Source organism: Blautia sp. 1001283B150304_161114_C9, from assembly GCF_015668165.1.
GTDB lineage: Bacteria > Bacillota > Clostridia > Lachnospirales > Lachnospiraceae > Blautia_A > Blautia_A wexlerae.
The window spans coordinates 1-16,589 of record NZ_JADPGO010000017.1; the positions used below are offsets into that span (position 1 = coordinate 1).

The 16,589-nt window shown below is 43.8% G+C and carries 14 protein-coding genes; 13 read left to right on the plus strand and 1 reads right to left on the minus strand.

Annotated features, from left to right (window positions below; genetic code table 11):
* The first annotated feature begins 207 nt into the window (after positions 1 to 207).
* The 10 genes from I4V44_RS10075 to holA all read left to right on the plus strand — a co-directional run bounded on the left by I4V44_RS10075 (position 208) and on the right by holA (position 11,564).
* A complete protein-coding gene (locus I4V44_RS10075) occupies positions 208 to 642 on the plus strand; it encodes a phage holin family protein (protein ID WP_020993500.1) in 435 nt (144 codons plus the stop codon).
* Positions 643 to 677: 35 nt separating this feature from the next.
* The gene (locus I4V44_RS10080) at positions 678 to 1,436 is read left to right on the plus strand and encodes a peptidoglycan recognition protein family protein (protein ID WP_118670142.1); all 759 of its coding nucleotides are present in this window, start codon (positions 678 to 680) and stop codon (positions 1,434 to 1,436) included.
* A gap of 366 nt (positions 1,437 to 1,802) precedes the next feature.
* A complete protein-coding gene (locus tag I4V44_RS10085; RefSeq protein ID WP_118670145.1) occupies positions 1,803 to 3,254 on the plus strand; it encodes a sensor histidine kinase in 1,452 nt (483 codons plus the stop codon).
* An 11-nt stretch (positions 3,255 to 3,265) separates the two neighbouring features.
* Positions 3,266 to 4,207, plus strand: coding sequence for a GerMN domain-containing protein (locus tag I4V44_RS10090; RefSeq protein ID WP_118670141.1), 942 nt, complete (start codon positions 3,266 to 3,268; stop codon positions 4,205 to 4,207).
* Positions 4,208 to 4,235: 28 nt separating this feature from the next.
* Positions 4,236 to 6,533: a DNA internalization-related competence protein ComEC/Rec2 gene (locus I4V44_RS10095; RefSeq protein ID WP_196002676.1), complete on the plus strand. Its 2,298-nt coding sequence runs from the start codon at positions 4,236 to 4,238 to the stop codon at positions 6,531 to 6,533.
* 177 nt (positions 6,534 to 6,710) lie between these two features.
* The gene (locus I4V44_RS10100; protein WP_118587385.1) at positions 6,711 to 8,000 is read left to right on the plus strand and encodes an L-aspartate oxidase; all 1,290 of its coding nucleotides are present in this window, start codon (positions 6,711 to 6,713) and stop codon (positions 7,998 to 8,000) included.
* Entirely contained in the window at positions 7,993 to 8,844 is an 852-nt protein-coding gene (gene nadC / locus I4V44_RS10105) for a carboxylating nicotinate-nucleotide diphosphorylase (protein ID WP_055053023.1), read from the plus strand. The genes I4V44_RS10100 and nadC overlap by 8 nt, the downstream gene beginning before the upstream one ends.
* Positions 8,845 to 8,918: 74 nt before the next feature.
* Positions 8,919 to 9,467, plus strand: coding sequence for a transcription repressor NadR (locus I4V44_RS10110; RefSeq protein ID WP_022380106.1), 549 nt, complete (start codon positions 8,919 to 8,921; stop codon positions 9,465 to 9,467).
* 19 nt (positions 9,468 to 9,486) lie between these two features.
* Entirely contained in the window at positions 9,487 to 10,404 is a 918-nt protein-coding gene (gene nadA, locus I4V44_RS10115) for a quinolinate synthase NadA (RefSeq protein WP_055057603.1), read from the plus strand.
* Positions 10,405 to 10,577: 173 nt separating this feature from the next.
* Positions 10,578 to 11,564 (plus strand): DNA polymerase III subunit delta, encoded by a 987-nt coding sequence (gene holA, locus I4V44_RS10120; RefSeq protein WP_008706160.1) that lies wholly within the window; start codon positions 10,578 to 10,580, stop codon positions 11,562 to 11,564.
* A 122-nt stretch (positions 11,565 to 11,686) separates the two neighbouring features.
* Here the strand turns inward: holA and rpsT are convergent, their stop codons facing one another.
* Positions 11,687 to 11,950: a 30S ribosomal protein S20 gene (gene rpsT / locus I4V44_RS10125; protein ID WP_173704305.1), complete on the minus strand. Its 264-nt coding sequence runs from the start codon at positions 11,948 to 11,950 to the stop codon at positions 11,687 to 11,689.
* A gap of 217 nt (positions 11,951 to 12,167) precedes the next feature.
* Between rpsT and gpr the strand changes: the two genes are divergently transcribed.
* The 3 genes from gpr to lepA all read left to right on the plus strand — a co-directional run bounded on the left by gpr (position 12,168) and on the right by lepA (position 16,507).
* On the plus strand, positions 12,168 to 13,082 hold the full coding sequence (gene gpr / locus I4V44_RS10130; protein WP_118670138.1) for a GPR endopeptidase: 915 nt from the start codon (positions 12,168 to 12,170) through the stop codon (positions 13,080 to 13,082).
* Positions 13,083 to 13,160: 78 nt separating this feature from the next.
* On the plus strand, positions 13,161 to 14,465 hold the full coding sequence (locus I4V44_RS10135; RefSeq protein ID WP_243102712.1) for a stage II sporulation protein P: 1,305 nt from the start codon (positions 13,161 to 13,163) through the stop codon (positions 14,463 to 14,465).
* Between the two features lie 233 nt (positions 14,466 to 14,698).
* Positions 14,699 to 16,507 (plus strand): translation elongation factor 4, encoded by a 1,809-nt coding sequence (gene lepA, locus I4V44_RS10140; protein WP_118670137.1) that lies wholly within the window; start codon positions 14,699 to 14,701, stop codon positions 16,505 to 16,507.
* The last annotated feature ends 82 nt before the right edge of the window (positions 16,508 to 16,589 follow it).

Sequence of the window (16,589 nt, forward strand, 5' to 3'; positions counted from 1 at the left end):
ATATTCTGAAAGAAGGAAAAAGAATATATAAAAAATGTGCATAATAGCACAGAAAAGATCCGTAACCGGATAAAAAAGAACCGCGGGACACGCGGGGATAGCCTGTTTTAGCTTTGCCCTGAAGGGCAATCGAGCAGGAAGCCCCCACTTCAAAATCTGTAAGATTTAAGTGGCGGGAGTATGTCACGAAAAAAGAGGTGAAAAACTATGAAATACAGAATAATTACATTAATTGGTCTTGCCGGAAGTACTCTGGCAGTGTGTTTTGGAGGCTGGGATAAATTCCTGCAGACATTGCTTTTGTTTATGGCAATCGACTGGTTTACAGGAGGAATCCTTCTTCCGGCAGTATTTGGAAAAAGTCCGAAATCTGAAAATGGTGCACTGGAAAGCAGAGCTGGATGGAAAGGTTTGTGCAGAAAAGGCATGACATTGTTGTATGTTCTCATTGCTGCCCGTCTGGATGCATTGATGGGGACAGAATATCTGAGAGATGCGGTATGCATTGGATTTATTGCAAATGAAGGTCTTTCTATCATAGAGAATGCGGGACTGATGGGTCTGCCTCTTCCGGAAAGCATTTGCCAGGCAATTGATGTACTGAAACGACATTCACAAAATACGATAGAAAAACAGACTTAGAAAAGATATATGATTTCAGCAGAAAGGAGCAGATTATGAATATAAATCAGCAGTATATATCAGAAAGAAACAGTTATTCGGGACAAATACCAAGATATATTGTAATCCACAATACGGACAATTACAGCACAGGTGCAGATGCCAGGGCTCATGCAATGGCACAGTATCATGGGAATTTTGATGGATATTCAGCTCATGTGTATGTGGATGATAAATCAGCATATCAGGCAATGCCATATAGCAGAGGCGCATGGCATGTAGGGGTGAATTATGGAGGAAGATTATTTGGAACAGTGAATAACCGTAATTCTGTAGGAATTGAAATGTGTGTGCAGGCCGGTTTTGATTATGATAAGGCATTTGCAAATACAGCAGAGGTGTGCAGACAGCTTATGTCGGAATTGAATATTCCGGCAGACAGAGTAGTACAGCACTATGATGTATGCGCCAAAAACTGTCCTTCCGCTATCCGTGCAAAAAATGACTGGAACCGTTTTAAAAAGCTGATTCAGGGAAAGGAAAAAGAGAATTCACCTTCAGGTGGGAAGAAAATAACACTGACAGAAGAACTGAGAGTCATCCTTCCTGAATTATCCAGGGGATGTACGGGTACAGCTGTAAAGATGCTGCAGGTATTTTTACAGGTGCAGACAGATGGTATTTTCGGAACAGAAACAGAAAATGCGCTTCGTACATTTCAGAAAAATACGAATCAGTTAGCTGATGGAATTTGTGGCAAAAACAGTTGGACGGCAATTGCTGTACATATGAGAGAGAATACATATGTAGCATAAAAGAACTATAGCAATTTCATAAAATAATGCAATCAAGACAGTTCAGCAGAGTGTGAAGGACAAGGAAGATATCTGCAGGCGTGCTGACGCACGGCAAAGATATCTGACGCAGGACTTCACGCTATGATGGACTGGATTGTTTGCAGTAATTTATGGAATTGCTATAATATCATGCTTTGAAAAAATTAATTTGTTATCAGGGATATCATTTATAAAGTTGCAAAGTGGTGTTGCGCATTGATTGCTACAAAAAATAAATTACTTTTCACTAAGATGTAGAAAAGCCCATTTTTCTGTGATAAGATGATAAGGATTCGATAAACAATGACTGTTTTACGAACAGACAGAAAGCATGCATCAAACTGCATGACAGAAGAGAACGGAGTTGAAAAGGTGAAAAAAAGAAAAAATTTTTTCAGAAGTCTGCGTTTTCGTATTCTGGTCATCCTGATCATTCTGGGAATCGTGCCGGGGGTTATTGTAACATATACGATGCTTCATAACTATCAGAACCGGGCGGTTGCAATGCTTACAGAGACAGTGGGTGATCAGTGCGATATTTTATGTAATCTGATCATCAGGGAGAATTATCTCAATGATACAGATTCAGAGATTGTAAACAGCAAGCTGGAACTGTTTTCCAATGTGTATAACGGACGCATCCTGCTGGCTGACAGAGATTTTAAGATAGTGAGTGATACCTTCCACACAGAGGAGGGAAAGACGCTTCTCAGTTCACTGGCTGTAGCCTGTCTGAAAGGAGAAGAGACAAGCAATTATGACGCCAGAAGTAAAGTATTGGAGCTTGCAGTTCCTGTACAGAGTCCGGATGTGCAGCAGCTTCAGGGCGTGATGCTGGTAAGTGTTTCGGCTGTTGATATTGCGGAAACACTGGCAGAGATGGAACAGAGAGGCGTGATGCTGATTGGAAGTATTGTTGTTCTTTCGGTATTTCTGGCATGGCTGCTCTCTACAATACTTGTAAAACCACTTGCAAGAGTGACGAAGGCCATTGAAGACCTGACAGATGGCATGCTGGATGAAGAAATCAGTGTTCCTGACTATACGGAGACAGAGCTGATCACAGATGCATTCAACAAGATGGTCAACCGCATGAAAATTCTTGATGAATCCAGGCAGGAGTTTGTATCCAATGTGTCCCATGAACTGAAGACACCCCTGACTTCCATGAAGGTTCTGGCAGATTCTCTGGTTGGACAGCAGGGAGTCCCGGAGGAACTGTATCAGGAGTTTATGAGTGATATTACTGCTGAGATCGACAGAGAGAATAAGATCATTACAGATCTGCTCTCGCTGGTAAAGATGGATAAGAAAGCAGCAGATGTAAACATCACCCATATGGATATCAATCAGCTTCTGGAGGATATCCTCAAGCGCTTGCGTCCCATTGCAGACAGGCGCAATATCGATCTGATCCTGGATTGCTTCCGACCTGTGGATGCAGATGTAGATGAGGTGAAGTTTACTCTTGCTGTCAGCAATCTGGTGGAGAATGGCATTAAATATAATGTGGATGATGGATGGGTGCGCGTGTCACTGGATGCAGACCATAAATATTTCTATATAACAGTGGCAGATTCCGGTATGGGAATCCCTGAGGACAGTATAGAAAGAATCTTTGAGCGTTTCTATCGTGTGGACAAGTCCCATTCCAAGGAAATCGGGGGAACCGGTCTGGGACTGGCGATCACCAAGAGTTCTGTTGCAATGCACCATGGAACGATCAAAGTATTCAGTAAAGAAGGAGAGGGAACTACATTCTCTGTGCGTATTCCTCTGTCTTATATACCGTCATAGGAGGTGCCATTGTGAAAAAGAAACTTTCAATCATTATAACAGCGTTAATACTAAGCATCCTTGCGGCCGGGTGTTCTGTGGAGATACATGAAGATCCGGGTAAACAGGATGCCAAATATTATCTGTACGATATCAGCTCTGATGAAACTCAGCTTCAGAAGAAAAGCTACTCTCCGGAGGAGACAACTGCAGACTATATGCTTAAGGATATGATGCAGCGGATGAACAGCCAGCAGACAGATTCGCAGAACCGGGTCAGTCTGCTTCCTGAAGGAGTACAGATGAATTACAGTGTAGAAGAGGACGTGCTGGTGGTCAACTTTAACAGTCAGTACAGCAGCATGAGCCGCGCCAGGGAATTACTTGTGCGGGCAGGTGTTGTGAAGACTTTCCTTCAGGTTCCGGGGATTAATTCTGTGCGTTTTACAATAGAAAATGAAGATCTGACAGATTCCAGGGGACAGGCTGTGGGAAATATGACTGCAGATACCTTTGCCGAGTTCACAGGAACTGAACCGGATGCCTATTGCAGCAATACCTTTACGCTTTATTTTACTGATAAGAGTGGTCAGAAGCTGGTAAAAGAACAGCGTACTGTGCGGTATAAACGCAGTATCCCCAAAGAGAGGATCGTTCTGGAACAGTTAATGAAGGGACCGCTGGAAAAAGGGCATTACCCCACAATTCCGGAGAATACGGAGGTTCTGAATGTGACCATAGCAGACAGGATCTGCTATGTGGCATTTGACGGAGTATTTTCTTCCTATGCGCTGGATGTATCGGAGAAAATACCGGTATATTCTGTGGTAAATTCGCTGCTGGATGCGCTGGATGCAGACAAAGTGCAGATTACGGTCGGCGGGAAGGACAGGCTGGATACCTTTGGTAAGAAGATGGAGCTGTATCATTTTTATGAAAGAAATGATAAGCTGGTAGTCAAGGAAAAAGAGTGACATTCATAAACGAAGAGGAGGCACAAAAGTGAGGAGACGCCCTGTGTGTATCCTGTGCATGCTTCTGGTTGTTTTTCTGTGTGTGACAGACTGGCTGGGATTTTCCCTGATAAGGGGGAATCCACTGCCACAGTCTGTTCAGACATGGATCAGTAAGCATCCGGAATCCACCATCTGCGGGGAGGTGGTCAGGTGCCGGGAGAATGAAGATTTTCAATCTGTATATCTTAGAAATACTTATCTTATTTACAATTCTGAAAAAGTTTCCATTGATAATATAAAGGTTTATTTAAAACAAAAAAAGAATCATAGCGGTAACAGTGATGTTGATAAACTTCTGGCAGGAAGTCTTGTTCTGGTGTCCGGAAAACTGGAAGAGGTGCAAAGTCCCACGAATCCGGGAGAGTTTGACAGCAAAGCATACTATGGCTGCCAGAGGATCTACTATGTGATGAAGAAAGGAAAGATAAAGAAACAGTCGCAGAGTCATTCTGCATATGGGCAGTTCTTGATCGATGTGCAGCAGAAATTTGCAGGTATTCTGGAGAAGACCTGTGGAATGGAAGCTGGAGCATTTGAAGCAATCGTGCTGGGAGATAAAACAAATCTGGATCCGGAGTTGAAAATGCGTTATCAGATGGCAGGAATTATACATATCCTGGCGATTTCGGGGCTCCATATCAGTCTTCTTGGAATGGGACTGTATAATCTGCTGAAAAAAATCGGTCTGGGTATCTGGCCGGCAGGCCTGCTGGCGCTGGTGATCATGCTTCAGTATGGGATGATGACCGGAGGGACTGTTTCAACTATGCGGGCAGTATGTATGTTTTTACTTTCTGTAGGTGCAAAGATCGCAGGACGGATTTATGATATGCCTACAGGAATGGCGGCTGCGGCGATCCTGATCCTTATGGAAAATCCGGCGTATCTGCTTGATGGAGGTTTTCTGCTGTCTTTTGGATCGGTGATTGGGATTGGCTGTGTCTGGCCGTTAGTACAGGAGGGGATGGATGTATTAAACCGGAAAAAACGAAGTGAGGTTAATGAGAAGGGAAAAATCAGAAATAAACTTCTGATGTCATTTCTGGCATCCGGAGTTGTGCAGCTTACCACACTTCCCATAGTGCTGTGGTTTTACGGAGAAGTGTCGGTGATGGGGATTTTTCTGAATCTGCTGGTGCTTCCTACTGTGGGGATTGTACTGGGAAGCGGAACTGCCGGTGCATTACTTGGATTAGTCACTGTCAGAGGAGCGTTTCTGGCTGTTGTTCCGGGCAGGATTATTCTGAGAGGATATGAGTTCCTGACAGTGCTGCTGGGGCGACTCTCGTTTTGTACATGGATTGGCGGAAAGCCGGAAGTGTGGCAGATCGTTGGATATTATCTGCTTCTGGCAGCAGCGGTGTGGATGTACAGAGCGGGTGTGATGAAAAGTGAAAATGGTAAGATCTTTGCGTGGAAAATCCGGGCTGTATATGCAGGTATGGTATGCTTTGCAATTCTGCTGATCAGTTACAGACCGCATGAAAATTTCCGCATCGCCTGTCTGGATGTGGGACAGGGAGACGGAATTGTGGTGGAAATAGAAAACAGATGGAATATCCTGATCGACGGGGGCAGTACGAATAAGAATGAACTGGGAAAATATCAGCTGCTCCCATACTTGAAGAGCAGAGGGATTTCCAGACTGGACGGAATTTATGTTTCTCACACAGATGAAGATCATATCAGCGGGGTGCGGGAACTTCTGGAGTTTGTTGAGAAAGATCTGACTTCTCTGCGCATAGAGAATCTGATCCTGCCCAAATGGAGCGATATTCAGGAGAATAAAAATTATCGGGAGCTGACAGAGCTGGCAGAGTCAGCGGGAGTCCGGGTGCTTACTATGAAAGCAGGAGATGAGATCAGATATGGAACTGTCAGACTGAAGGTTCTGTGGCCGGAGTCCACAGCATCAGGGAAGGAAGTAAATGAAGATGCGATGGTTCTGGAAATGATAAGCAAAGATTTCAAAGGGCTTTTTACCGGAGATATCGGGATGGTGACAGAAGAAAAACTGATACAGAATGGGTGTCTTGAAGATGTGGACTTCCTGAAAACTGCTCATCACGGTTCCAGATATTCTACAGGAGCAGAGTTTCTGGAAATCGTCAGACCGGAACTGGCTGTTGTTTCCTGTTCTGCAACAAACACATACGGGCATCCGTCGCCGGATACGCTGGAACGGCTGAAGAAGAGTGGAAGCAGAGTGCTGATCACCAGAGACTGTGGGGCGGTTACAATAGTCAATGGAAAATCTGTTTCTGCCTTTAACCGAATCAAGTAAGACCCCTGTGGAGATGTGAAAAGCAATAAGCAGTAGGATTTTCAAAGTGGTTACGTTCACAGTAACTCAAAGCAAACAATGTTGTCATAATTATATACAGGTGTCTTGACACCTGTATATCCGGGGAGTATAATTGCACAGACAAACGAAAATCAGGCATGATGTGAGGAAAGAAAGATGAAAGAACATTATGATGTCATTATTGTGGGAACAGGGGCAGCCGGACTGTACTGTGCACTGAACCTTCCGGAGAAAATGAAAATCCTGCTTATCACCAAGCAGGAGGCAGACCAGTCAGATTCATTCCTGGCACAGGGCGGAATCTGTATGCTGCGCGGCGAAGATGACTATGAAAATTATTTTGAAGATACCATGCGGGCAGGACATTATGAGAATAATAAACGGGCAGTAGATCTGATGATCCGCAGCTCCAATGATATTATCAGAGATCTTCTGCGTTATCATGTGGATTTTGCAAGGGATGGCCTGGGAAATCTGGCATTTACCAGAGAGGGAGCACATTCCCAGCCAAGGATTCTTTTTCATGAGGATATTACAGGAAAAGAAATCACACAGACTCTTTTAACTGCTGCAAAAATAAAAGAAAATATTGAAATCTGTGAATATATGACTATGGTAGACCTGATCTCCAAAGACAATACAGTCTGCGGAATCATTGCAATGGACCGGAATGACCAGGCATTTCCTGTTTATTCTCAGTATGTGGTTCTTGCCTGCGGCGGAATCGGCGGGCTTTTTAAAAACTCTACCAACTTTTCGCATATTGCGGGAGATGGTGTGGGAATTGCCATGAAGCACCATGTGGAAATGGAAAATCTGGACTATATCCAGATTCATCCGACAACTCTCTATTCAAAGAAACCCGGACGGCGTTTCCTGGTTTCAGAATCAGTCAGAGGAGAAGGTGCTCTTCTGTATGATAAGAACGGACAGCGTTTTACAAACGAATTACAGCCGAGAGATCTGCTGAGCCAGAAGATTTTTGCCCAGATGGAAAAGGATGGAACAGAGTTTGTATGGGAAGATATGCGCCCTCTGGGAGAAAAAACAATTCTGGAACATTTTCCTCATATTTATGAACAATGCGTGGAAGAAGGTTTTGATCCGAGAAAAGAGCCAATCCCGGTTGTTCCGGCACAGCATTATTTTATGGGTGGAATCAAGGTAAATCTGGGAAGCAAAACTTCCATGAAGGGACTTTATGCCTGTGGAGAGACAAGCTGTAATGGTGTCCATGGAAGAAACCGTCTGGCAAGTAATTCTCTTCTGGAATCTCTGGTCTTTGCAAGAAAGGCTGCAGATGATATGATATTTGGACAGATACCGGAATATGTGCGGGCAGATGAAATTGATATGAATATGTATGAAAGCAAAGAAGAACTGCTTAATGCCTGCCACGAAACCGTATTAAAAGAAATTGAAAGGATGAAAAAAAGTCATGAATAGTATCACAATGAAAATGCAGGCAGACAAGCTGATCCGTATGGCACTTCAGGAGGACATTACCAGTGAGGATGTTTCCACGAATGCAGTGATGCGAAGCGCAGTAAAAGGAACCGTAGATCTGATCGCAAAGGAAGACGGAATCATTGCCGGACTGGATGTATATGCGAGAGTATTCCAGATCCTGGATGAGAAAACAGAGATCAGTTTCAACTTTAAAGACGGTGATGCAGTAAAGAAGGGCGATCTTCTTGGAACAGTAACAGGAGATATCCGGGTGCTTCTTTCCGGAGAGAGAGTTGCCCTGAATTATCTCCAGAGAATGAGTGGTATCGCTACTTATACAAAACAGGTTTCAAAGCTTCTGGAAGGAAGTAAGGTAACACTTCTGGACACCAGAAAGACAACTCCGAACTGTCGTGTTTTTGAAAAATATGCTGTACGCATAGGCGGCGGATGCAACCACAGATATAATCTTTCTGACGGAGTACTGCTTAAGGATAATCATATCGGAGCAGCCGGAAGCGTAGCGAAAGCAGTGGCCATGGCAAAAGAATATGCACCATTTGTCCGTAAGATCGAGATTGAAGTAGAGACTATGGAACAGGTAAAAGAAGCAGTAGAGGCAGGAGCAGATATCATTATGCTTGACAATATGACACCGGAAATGATGAAAGAAGCAGTAGAGCTTATCGCAGGCCGGGCACAGACAGAATGCTCCGGAAATATCACAAAGGAAAATATCGCCAAAATCCTGGAAACAGGTGTGGATTTTGTTTCCAGCGGTGCACTGACACATTCTGCTCCAATCCTTGACATTTCCATGAAGAATCTTCATGCAATATAATAACATGGCAGCGAAGCTGTTTTGCAGCGGATAATTTGCTATAGGATTATATCGTGGAGAAAGGATGGGAAAGTATGAATACTGCTCAGAGAAGAACTGAAATTTTAAAGCTCCTTCAGCAGGAAGAAAAACCTGTGGCTGCCAGGGCGATGGCATCACAGTTCGGAGTAAGCAGACAGGTGATCGTGCAGGATATGGCTGTGATACGTGCATCTACACCGGGAATCCTGTCAACGACCAGAGGATATGTGTTGCAGCAGGATAAAGATATTGCATGCACCAGAGAATTTAAAGTACGCCATGGGCAGGAACAGGCAGCGGAGGAACTGAATCTGATCGTGGACTGTGGCGGGCGAGTGAAAAATATCAGCATCAGCCACAGGGTTTATGGCCGTGTCACTGCAGAGATGGATATTCGTTCCAGACAGGATGTGAATGAATTTGTCCAGGCGATCAATAGCAGCCATTCCAGCGTATTAAGCAGTGCTACTTCCGGGTATCATTATCATCTGATAGAAGCATCCAGCCAGGAAAGGCTGGATCTGATCGGAGAACAGTTAAAGAAAGCAGGTTTCCTTGCACCACTTCAGCCATGGGAAAAGGAAAAACATCATAATATATAAGTAAGAAGGGATTCAGAAGATGACAATAGCAGAAATTCAGCAGGAAATCCTGCGAATGAAAAAAGAACAGGATATCTGTATTCTTGCACACGCATATCAGGGTCAGGAGATTCTGGAAGTAGCAGACTATACAGGAGATTCCTATGGCCTGAGTGTACAGGCGTCCAAAAGAGACTGCAGCGGTGTGATTATGTGCGGCGTGCGTTTTATGGCAGAAACCTGCAAGATTTTAAGCCCGAAGAAGAGAGTATGGCTTGCTAATCCTGTAGCCGGATGTCCCATGGCAGAGCAGTTGGATCTGGAAGGTCTGCGTGAATTAAAAGCACAGTATCCGGATTATGCAGTTGTCGCCTATATTAATACAACTTCAGAACTGAAAACAGAATGTGACGTATGCGTTACATCCTCATCAGCAGTTGAAATCTGTAAAAAGCTGGAGCAGGATAAGATTTTATTTATTCCGGATCCGAACCTGGGACATTATGTGGCGGAAAAGCTTCCGGAGAAAACTTTTGCATTTTATAAAGGCGGATGTCCGAGACATATCGTGGTCAGTGCAAAAGATGTAGAAAAAGCCCGCGCAGCGCATTCGGATGCACTTTTCCTGGTACACCCGGAATGCCGTCAGGAAGTAGTAGAGCAGGCTGATTATGTAGGCTCCACTACAGGAATCATGGAATTTGCAAAGAAATCCGAACATAAAGAATTTATCATCGGAACAGAAAACAGCATTGTAGAGCATCTCCAGTTTGAATGTCCTGATAAGAAATTTTACCCGGTTGCAGTACAGCTTACATGCATGAATATGAAGGTTACCACCTTAATGGACATCTACAACTGCCTGAAAGGACAGGGCGGGGAAGAAATCTTCCTTCCGGAGAATATCATGGAAGGCGCCGGAAGATGCATTCACAGAATGGTGGAGCTGGGCGGCTGAATAATAATTTGAAATTTTCTGCTGGCTATTATGTCATGGAATTGATACAATAAAAGTAACGTTACTGAGAACAGTAACAAAGTAACTGCTCTGCAGTCTGATATCTTGGTATCTGTGAATAGAACAACAGATTGCTGAACAGTTACAGACAAAACAGCCTCAGGAGTAGAAAATTGAAAAACATACAGGCAGACATTAAATCAGGAAATTTTAAACAGGTGTATCTTCTCTATGGAGAGGAAGCATATCTGAAACAACAGTATAAACAGAATCTGGTAAAGGCACTGAATCCGGATGGGGATACTATGAACTTCAATCACTATGAAGGCAAGGGGATTGATGTAAAACAGTTGATTGATCTCTGTGAAACCATGCCATTTTTCGCAGAGCGCAGAGTTGTTTTGCTGGAAGATACAGGTTTTTTCAAAAATAAGTGTGAAGAACTGGCAGATTATATGAAAGAGCTGCCGGACTATCTGTATCTGGTTTTTGCAGAAACGGAAGTAGACAAGAGAAACCGCATGTACAAAGCAGTAAAAGCCTGCGGAAGTATTGCGGAATTTATCAGACAGGATGAAAAAACTCTGATGCGCTGGGCAGCAGGGATCCTGGGGAAAGCCGGAAAAAAGATCACCCAGAGAGACATGGAACTTCTGCTGACCAAAACAGGAACTGATATGGGGAATCTCAGGATGGAGATGGAGAAGCTTATCAGTTATACAGAAGGCAGGGATGTGGTGACGGCAGAGGATATTGAAGAAATCTGCACTACCCAGACAACCAATAGAATTTTTGATATGGTGCGTGCGGTAACGGAGAAAAACCAGAAGCGTGCACTGGAACTTTATTATGATCTGCTGACATTGAAAGAACCGCCGATGAGAATCCTGTTTCTTCTTGCGAAGCAGTATCGCCAGCTGCTGTTGGCAAAACAGTTTGCAGCAGCAGGACTTGCACAGACAGAAATAGCTTCGAAACTGGGAGTTCCCGGATTTGTTGTGAGAAACATTACAACATGTGCCAGAGCTTACACCATATCTGAACTGGAACAGGCAGTAAAAGATTTTGTGGATGCGGAAGAATCAGTAAAAACAGGACGACTGGAAGATAAGCTGAGCGTAGAATTACTGATCATTAAGTACAGCAGTAAAGTAAAATAAGAAAAACGGTAACTGCCGGATATTCTGGCAGTTACAAAAGATAATAACAAAAAAGACAGCCACATGACGGTGATGGCTGTCCTTTTTAATCATAAGCTTATAATTAAAAATTCAATCTATAATTAGTCAATGCTGTTAACAGCTTTAGCTAAACGGGCAACTTTTCTTGCACAGTTGTTTTTATGATAAACACCTTTGGATGTAGCTTTGCTGATTGTGGAAACAGCATCCTTGAATGCTACTTCTGCAGCTGCCTTATCTTTATTTGCTACTGCTGCTTCAACTTTCTTCACAGAAGTTTTAACTGCAGATTTGATTGCTTTGTTTCTTGCTGCTTTTGTTCTGTTTACTAAAATTCTTTTCTTAGCAGATTTAATGTTAGCCAATTCGTACACCTCCAATTTAATTCGATAAAATATTATTATACTCCTGTCATAGAAACAGACACGGGCGCTCCTATGAACATGCTTATATATATTATCTCAAATACTCTTCCTTGTCAATACATATTTCCATAAAAAAAGCTAAAAATAGATATAAAAAGTTGTTATAAGAACGGAGTAAACAGTAACAAATATTGAATGAAGTACGGAGGGAAAAGAGATGCTGGATAATTACGGAATAAGAACGGACCTGGCACTGGAGACAACTGAGCGGTTTACAGAGGAAAACGTAGAAATCCGGGGAGTGGAGATCCACGAAGATTATAATGAAGAGAAAGATATCCGTACCACTGTGGTAAAGATCACCACAGAAAACGGTGCCCGGACAATGGGACGGCCTCAGGGAAGCTATATTACAATAGAAGCACCGGGGCTTTCTGTACATGATGAGGATTATCACAGAGAAATTTCCCTGGAAATCGCCCGTCATTTACAGAATGTGATCAATCTGGAACGTGAGCAGTCCATTCTGGTAGTAGGTCTGGGAAATTCAGCGATCACAGCCGATTCCCTGGGGCCTCATGTGGTAGAGAACCTTCATATAACGAGACATATGATAAGAGAGTATGGCCTGCAGAGTCTTGGAAAAGAAAAAATGCACCGTATCAGCGGAATTATCCCGGGAGTAATGGCACAGACAGGCATGGAGACGTCTGAGATCATACAGGGAATCGTGGCAGAGACAAAACCGGATGTAGTGGTCGCCATTGATGCACTGGCAGCAAGAAGCACCAGACGCCTGAACCGTACGATCCAGATCACAGACACAGGAATCAACCCGGGTTCCGGTGTAGGCAATCACAGAGTGGGGCTTACAGAAGAAAATCTGCAGGTAAAAGTGATCGGGATCGGAGTACCCACCGTAGTAGATGCGGCAACTATCGTCCATGATTCCATGGCACACCTTCTGGAAGCGCTGGAAGAGGCAGAACAGAAAGAATTTCTGGAAGAAATGATATCTCCTCATCTTCACACCATGTTTGTAACTCCCAAAGATGTGGATGAGACAGTAAAATACCTGAGTTTCACAATCTCAGAAGGACTGAACATGGCGTTTGAGGAAATAGGCGGCTGACCGGAAAATTGTTCCGCCAGTGTGAACCGGGTATAAATGGGAAAACATGGACATAGGATAAGTCAAGAGGTGATCCATGTGACAAACTTTCAGAAAGCGTTCTGCATTCTGCTTAGCATGTGCTTTTTTGCCACTCTGGCAGTATTGCCGGGGACATTTTTTACAGGAGAAAATGTGTACAGGCATCTGCCCCTGTACCGCTTTCTGGAAAAAAGAGCTCATATGAGTTCCTGTGAAGATATTGAAACCTATAAAAAAATAGCAGGAGAAAACGGAAAATATCTGGGAGAGCGTGCACAGTCCGAACAATTGCTGGCAGAAAAAAGCGAATCCGAAGAATTACAGACACCAGAATCTACACCGGTACCGAAAGAAACAGCAATTCCTTCGAAAACAGTAAAATCAGCGAAAATATCAGAGTCAGCGAAAATATCAGAATCAGAACAAACTTCAAAAAAATCAGACAAGACACCTAAACCGAAAAAGATAACTGCGTCACCGGAAAATCATGAAACGGACAAATCACAGAAGCCGCAAGAGTCAGCAGCGCAGAATGACCAAAATATTCAGAACAGCACAGAAACCATTGCTGCTGCAGTTCCTCATCCAATAATCGACCTGTCCCCCGAAAAACTGGCAGATTATAATTATCTTCTGGGACAATTCTATATCGTAGATTCCAACACAGAAGCAGATGCCGTACAGATTAATGCCGGGGATTTTCTGAAACAGGACTTAAAAATTACCAAAGAAACCGATACCCCTCAGATTCTGATCTATCACAGCCATTCGCAGGAAACCTTTGCAGATTCCAGAGAAGGGGAAGAATCCGACACGATTGTAGGAGTAGGAGATTATCTGACACAGCTTCTCACAGAAAACTACGGTTATCAGGTAGTCCATCTCAAAGAACAGTTTGACATGGCAGGCGGTGAACTGGACCGCAGCGCCGCTTATGATTATGCCCGCGATTATCTGGAACCCTACCTGCAGGAAAACCCGGATATCCAGGTGATCATAGACCTTCACCGGGACGGCGTCCCTGAAGACCGGCATCTTGTAACAGAGATCAATGGAAAACCCACAGCTCAGATCCTTTTTTACAATGGACTGAGTTATACGACATCCAAAGGTTCCCTGGATTATCTGCCAAATCCATACATACAGCAAAATCTGGCATTTTCCTTCCAGCTGGAATATCAGGCAGCCCAATACTATCCTCAATTTTACCGGGGAATTTACCTTGCAGGTTACCGTTACAATCTCCACCTCCGTCCCCGCTCCCTTCTTCTGGAAGCCGGAGCCCAGACAAACACAGTCCAGGAAGTAAAAAATGCCATGGAACCATTTGCCGACATTTTAGACAAGGTACTGCAAGGATAAATTCTATAGCAATTCCATAAAATAATGCAATCAAGACAGTTCAGCAGAGTGCGAAGGACAAGGAAGATACCTGCAGGCGTGTTGACGCACGGCAAAGATAATAATTACCAGGATGTTTCTGTGCGTCCCTGTAGATAAACAGATGACAAACCCTTGCTCCATATGCTATAATACAGAATTAGCAAACCCATCAATTACAGTATATAAGAAAGAACTCAGGAGGGAATTCCTTAATGATAGACCAGAGCAAAATCAGAAATTTCTGTATTATTGCACACATAGACCACGGCAAATCCACTCTTGCCGACCGAATCATCGAAATGACCGGTACCCTGACCGAACGTGAAATGCAGTCACAGGTACTGGACAACATGGAACTAGAAAGAGAACGCGGAATCACCATCAAATCTCAGGCAGTACGAATCGTATACAAAGCCAAAGACGGCGAAGAATATATCTTTAACCTGATCGACACCCCCGGCCATGTAGACTTCAACTACGAAGTATCCCGAAGCCTTGCAGCCTGTGACGGTGCAATCCTGGTAGTAGATGCAGCACAGGGAATCGAAGCCCAGACACTGGCAAATGTATACCTTGCCCTTGACCACGACCTGGATGTCCTTCCGGTCATCAACAAAATCGATCTGCCAAGTGCAGAACCGGATCGTGTGGTAAATGAAATCGAAGATGTCATCGGCCTTGAAGCCCATGACGCACCAAGGATTTCTGCCAAAACAGGACTTAATGTAGAAGAAGTCCTGGAACAGATCGTAACAAAGATCCCGGCACCTCATGGGGATGTAGATGCACCATTAAAAGCCCTGATCTTTGACTCCATTTATGATGCATACAAAGGCGTTATCGTATTCTGCCGTATTATGGATGGACGTGTGAAAAGGGGCACTCAGATCCATATGATGGCAACAGGCTTCACCACAGAAGTTGTGGAAGTCGGATATTTTGGCGCAGGACAGTTCATCCCATGCGAGGAACTGACAGCAGGTATGGTAGGCTACATTACAGCCAGCATCAAAAATCTTGGCGATACCCGTGTAGGTGATACAGTTACAGACAAAAACAGACCATGTACAGAAGCACTTCCGGGTTATAAGAAAGTAAACCCTATGGTATACTGCGGATTATATCCGGCAGACGGTGCCAAATACGGTGATCTGAGAGATGCTCTTGAGAAGCTTCAGCTCAATGATGCCTCGCTGTTCTATGAACCGGAGACATCCGTAGCCCTTGGCTTTGGTTTCCGATGCGGTTTTCTGGGATTGCTCCATCTTGAGATCATTCAGGAGCGTCTGGAAAGAGAATACAACCTTGATCTTGTGACTACAGCTCCCGGTGTTATTTACAAAGTACACAAAACTAACGGCGAAGTTATCAATCTGACAAACCCCAGCAATCTGCCGGACCCGTCAGAGATTGAATACATGGAAGAACCAATGGTAAATGCCGAGATCATGGTAACAACTGAATTTATCGGTGCAATTATGGATCTTTGCCAGGAACGAAGAGGGCAGTATCTGGGAATGGATTATATGGAAGAAACACGTGCGCTTCTGAAATATAAGTTGCCGTTAAATGAGATTATCTATGATTTCTTTGATGCCCTCAAATCCCGCTCAAGAGGCTATGCTTCTCTGGATTACGAGCTCTGCGGATATGAGCGCAGTGAGCTTGTGAAATTGGATATTTTGGTAAACAAAGAAGAGGTGGATGCTCTTTCCTTTATCGTGCATGCAGATACAGCCTATGAGAGAGGCCGTAAGATGTGTGAGAAATTAAAAGACGAGATTCCACGTCAGCTTTTTGAAATCCCGATCCAGGCAGCTGTCGGAAGCAAGATTATTGCCAGAGAGACAGTCAGAGCCATGCGTAAGGATGTACTTGCCAAATGTTACGGCGGTGATATTTCCCGTAAGAAGAAACTTCTGGAGAAACAGAAGGAAGGTAAGAAACGTATGCGTCAGGTAGGCAATGTGGAGATTCCGCAGAAAGCATTTATGAGTGTATTGAAACTGGATGATAAATAAAGTATGAATGTAACTATTCGGCAGCCTGCTGTCCACATAACTGTGAAGGTACTGAACAGCTACCTGTGAATAGTGTTCATCT

Excerpts from the sequence above, each read along its gene's own strand:
- I4V44_RS10075 (WP_020993500.1), top strand. The coding sequence starts at position 208 with ATGAAATACAGAATAATTACATTAATTGGTCTTGCCGGAAGTACTCTG.
- I4V44_RS10080 (WP_118670142.1), top strand. The coding sequence starts at position 678 with ATGAATATAAATCAGCAGTATATATCAGAAAGAAACAGTTATTCGGGA.
- I4V44_RS10085 (WP_118670145.1), top strand. The coding sequence starts at position 1,803 with ATGACAGAAGAGAACGGAGTTGAAAAGGTGAAAAAAAGAAAAAATTTT.
- I4V44_RS10100 (WP_118587385.1), top strand. The coding sequence starts at position 6,711 with ATGAAAGAACATTATGATGTCATTATTGTGGGAACAGGGGCAGCCGGA.
- nadC (WP_055053023.1), top strand. The coding sequence starts at position 7,993 with ATGAATAGTATCACAATGAAAATGCAGGCAGACAAGCTGATCCGTATG.
- I4V44_RS10110 (WP_022380106.1), top strand. The coding sequence starts at position 8,919 with ATGAATACTGCTCAGAGAAGAACTGAAATTTTAAAGCTCCTTCAGCAG.
- nadA (WP_055057603.1), top strand. The coding sequence starts at position 9,487 with ATGACAATAGCAGAAATTCAGCAGGAAATCCTGCGAATGAAAAAAGAA.
- gpr (WP_118670138.1), top strand. The coding sequence starts at position 12,168 with ATGCTGGATAATTACGGAATAAGAACGGACCTGGCACTGGAGACAACT.
- lepA (WP_118670137.1), top strand. The coding sequence starts at position 14,699 with ATGATAGACCAGAGCAAAATCAGAAATTTCTGTATTATTGCACACATA.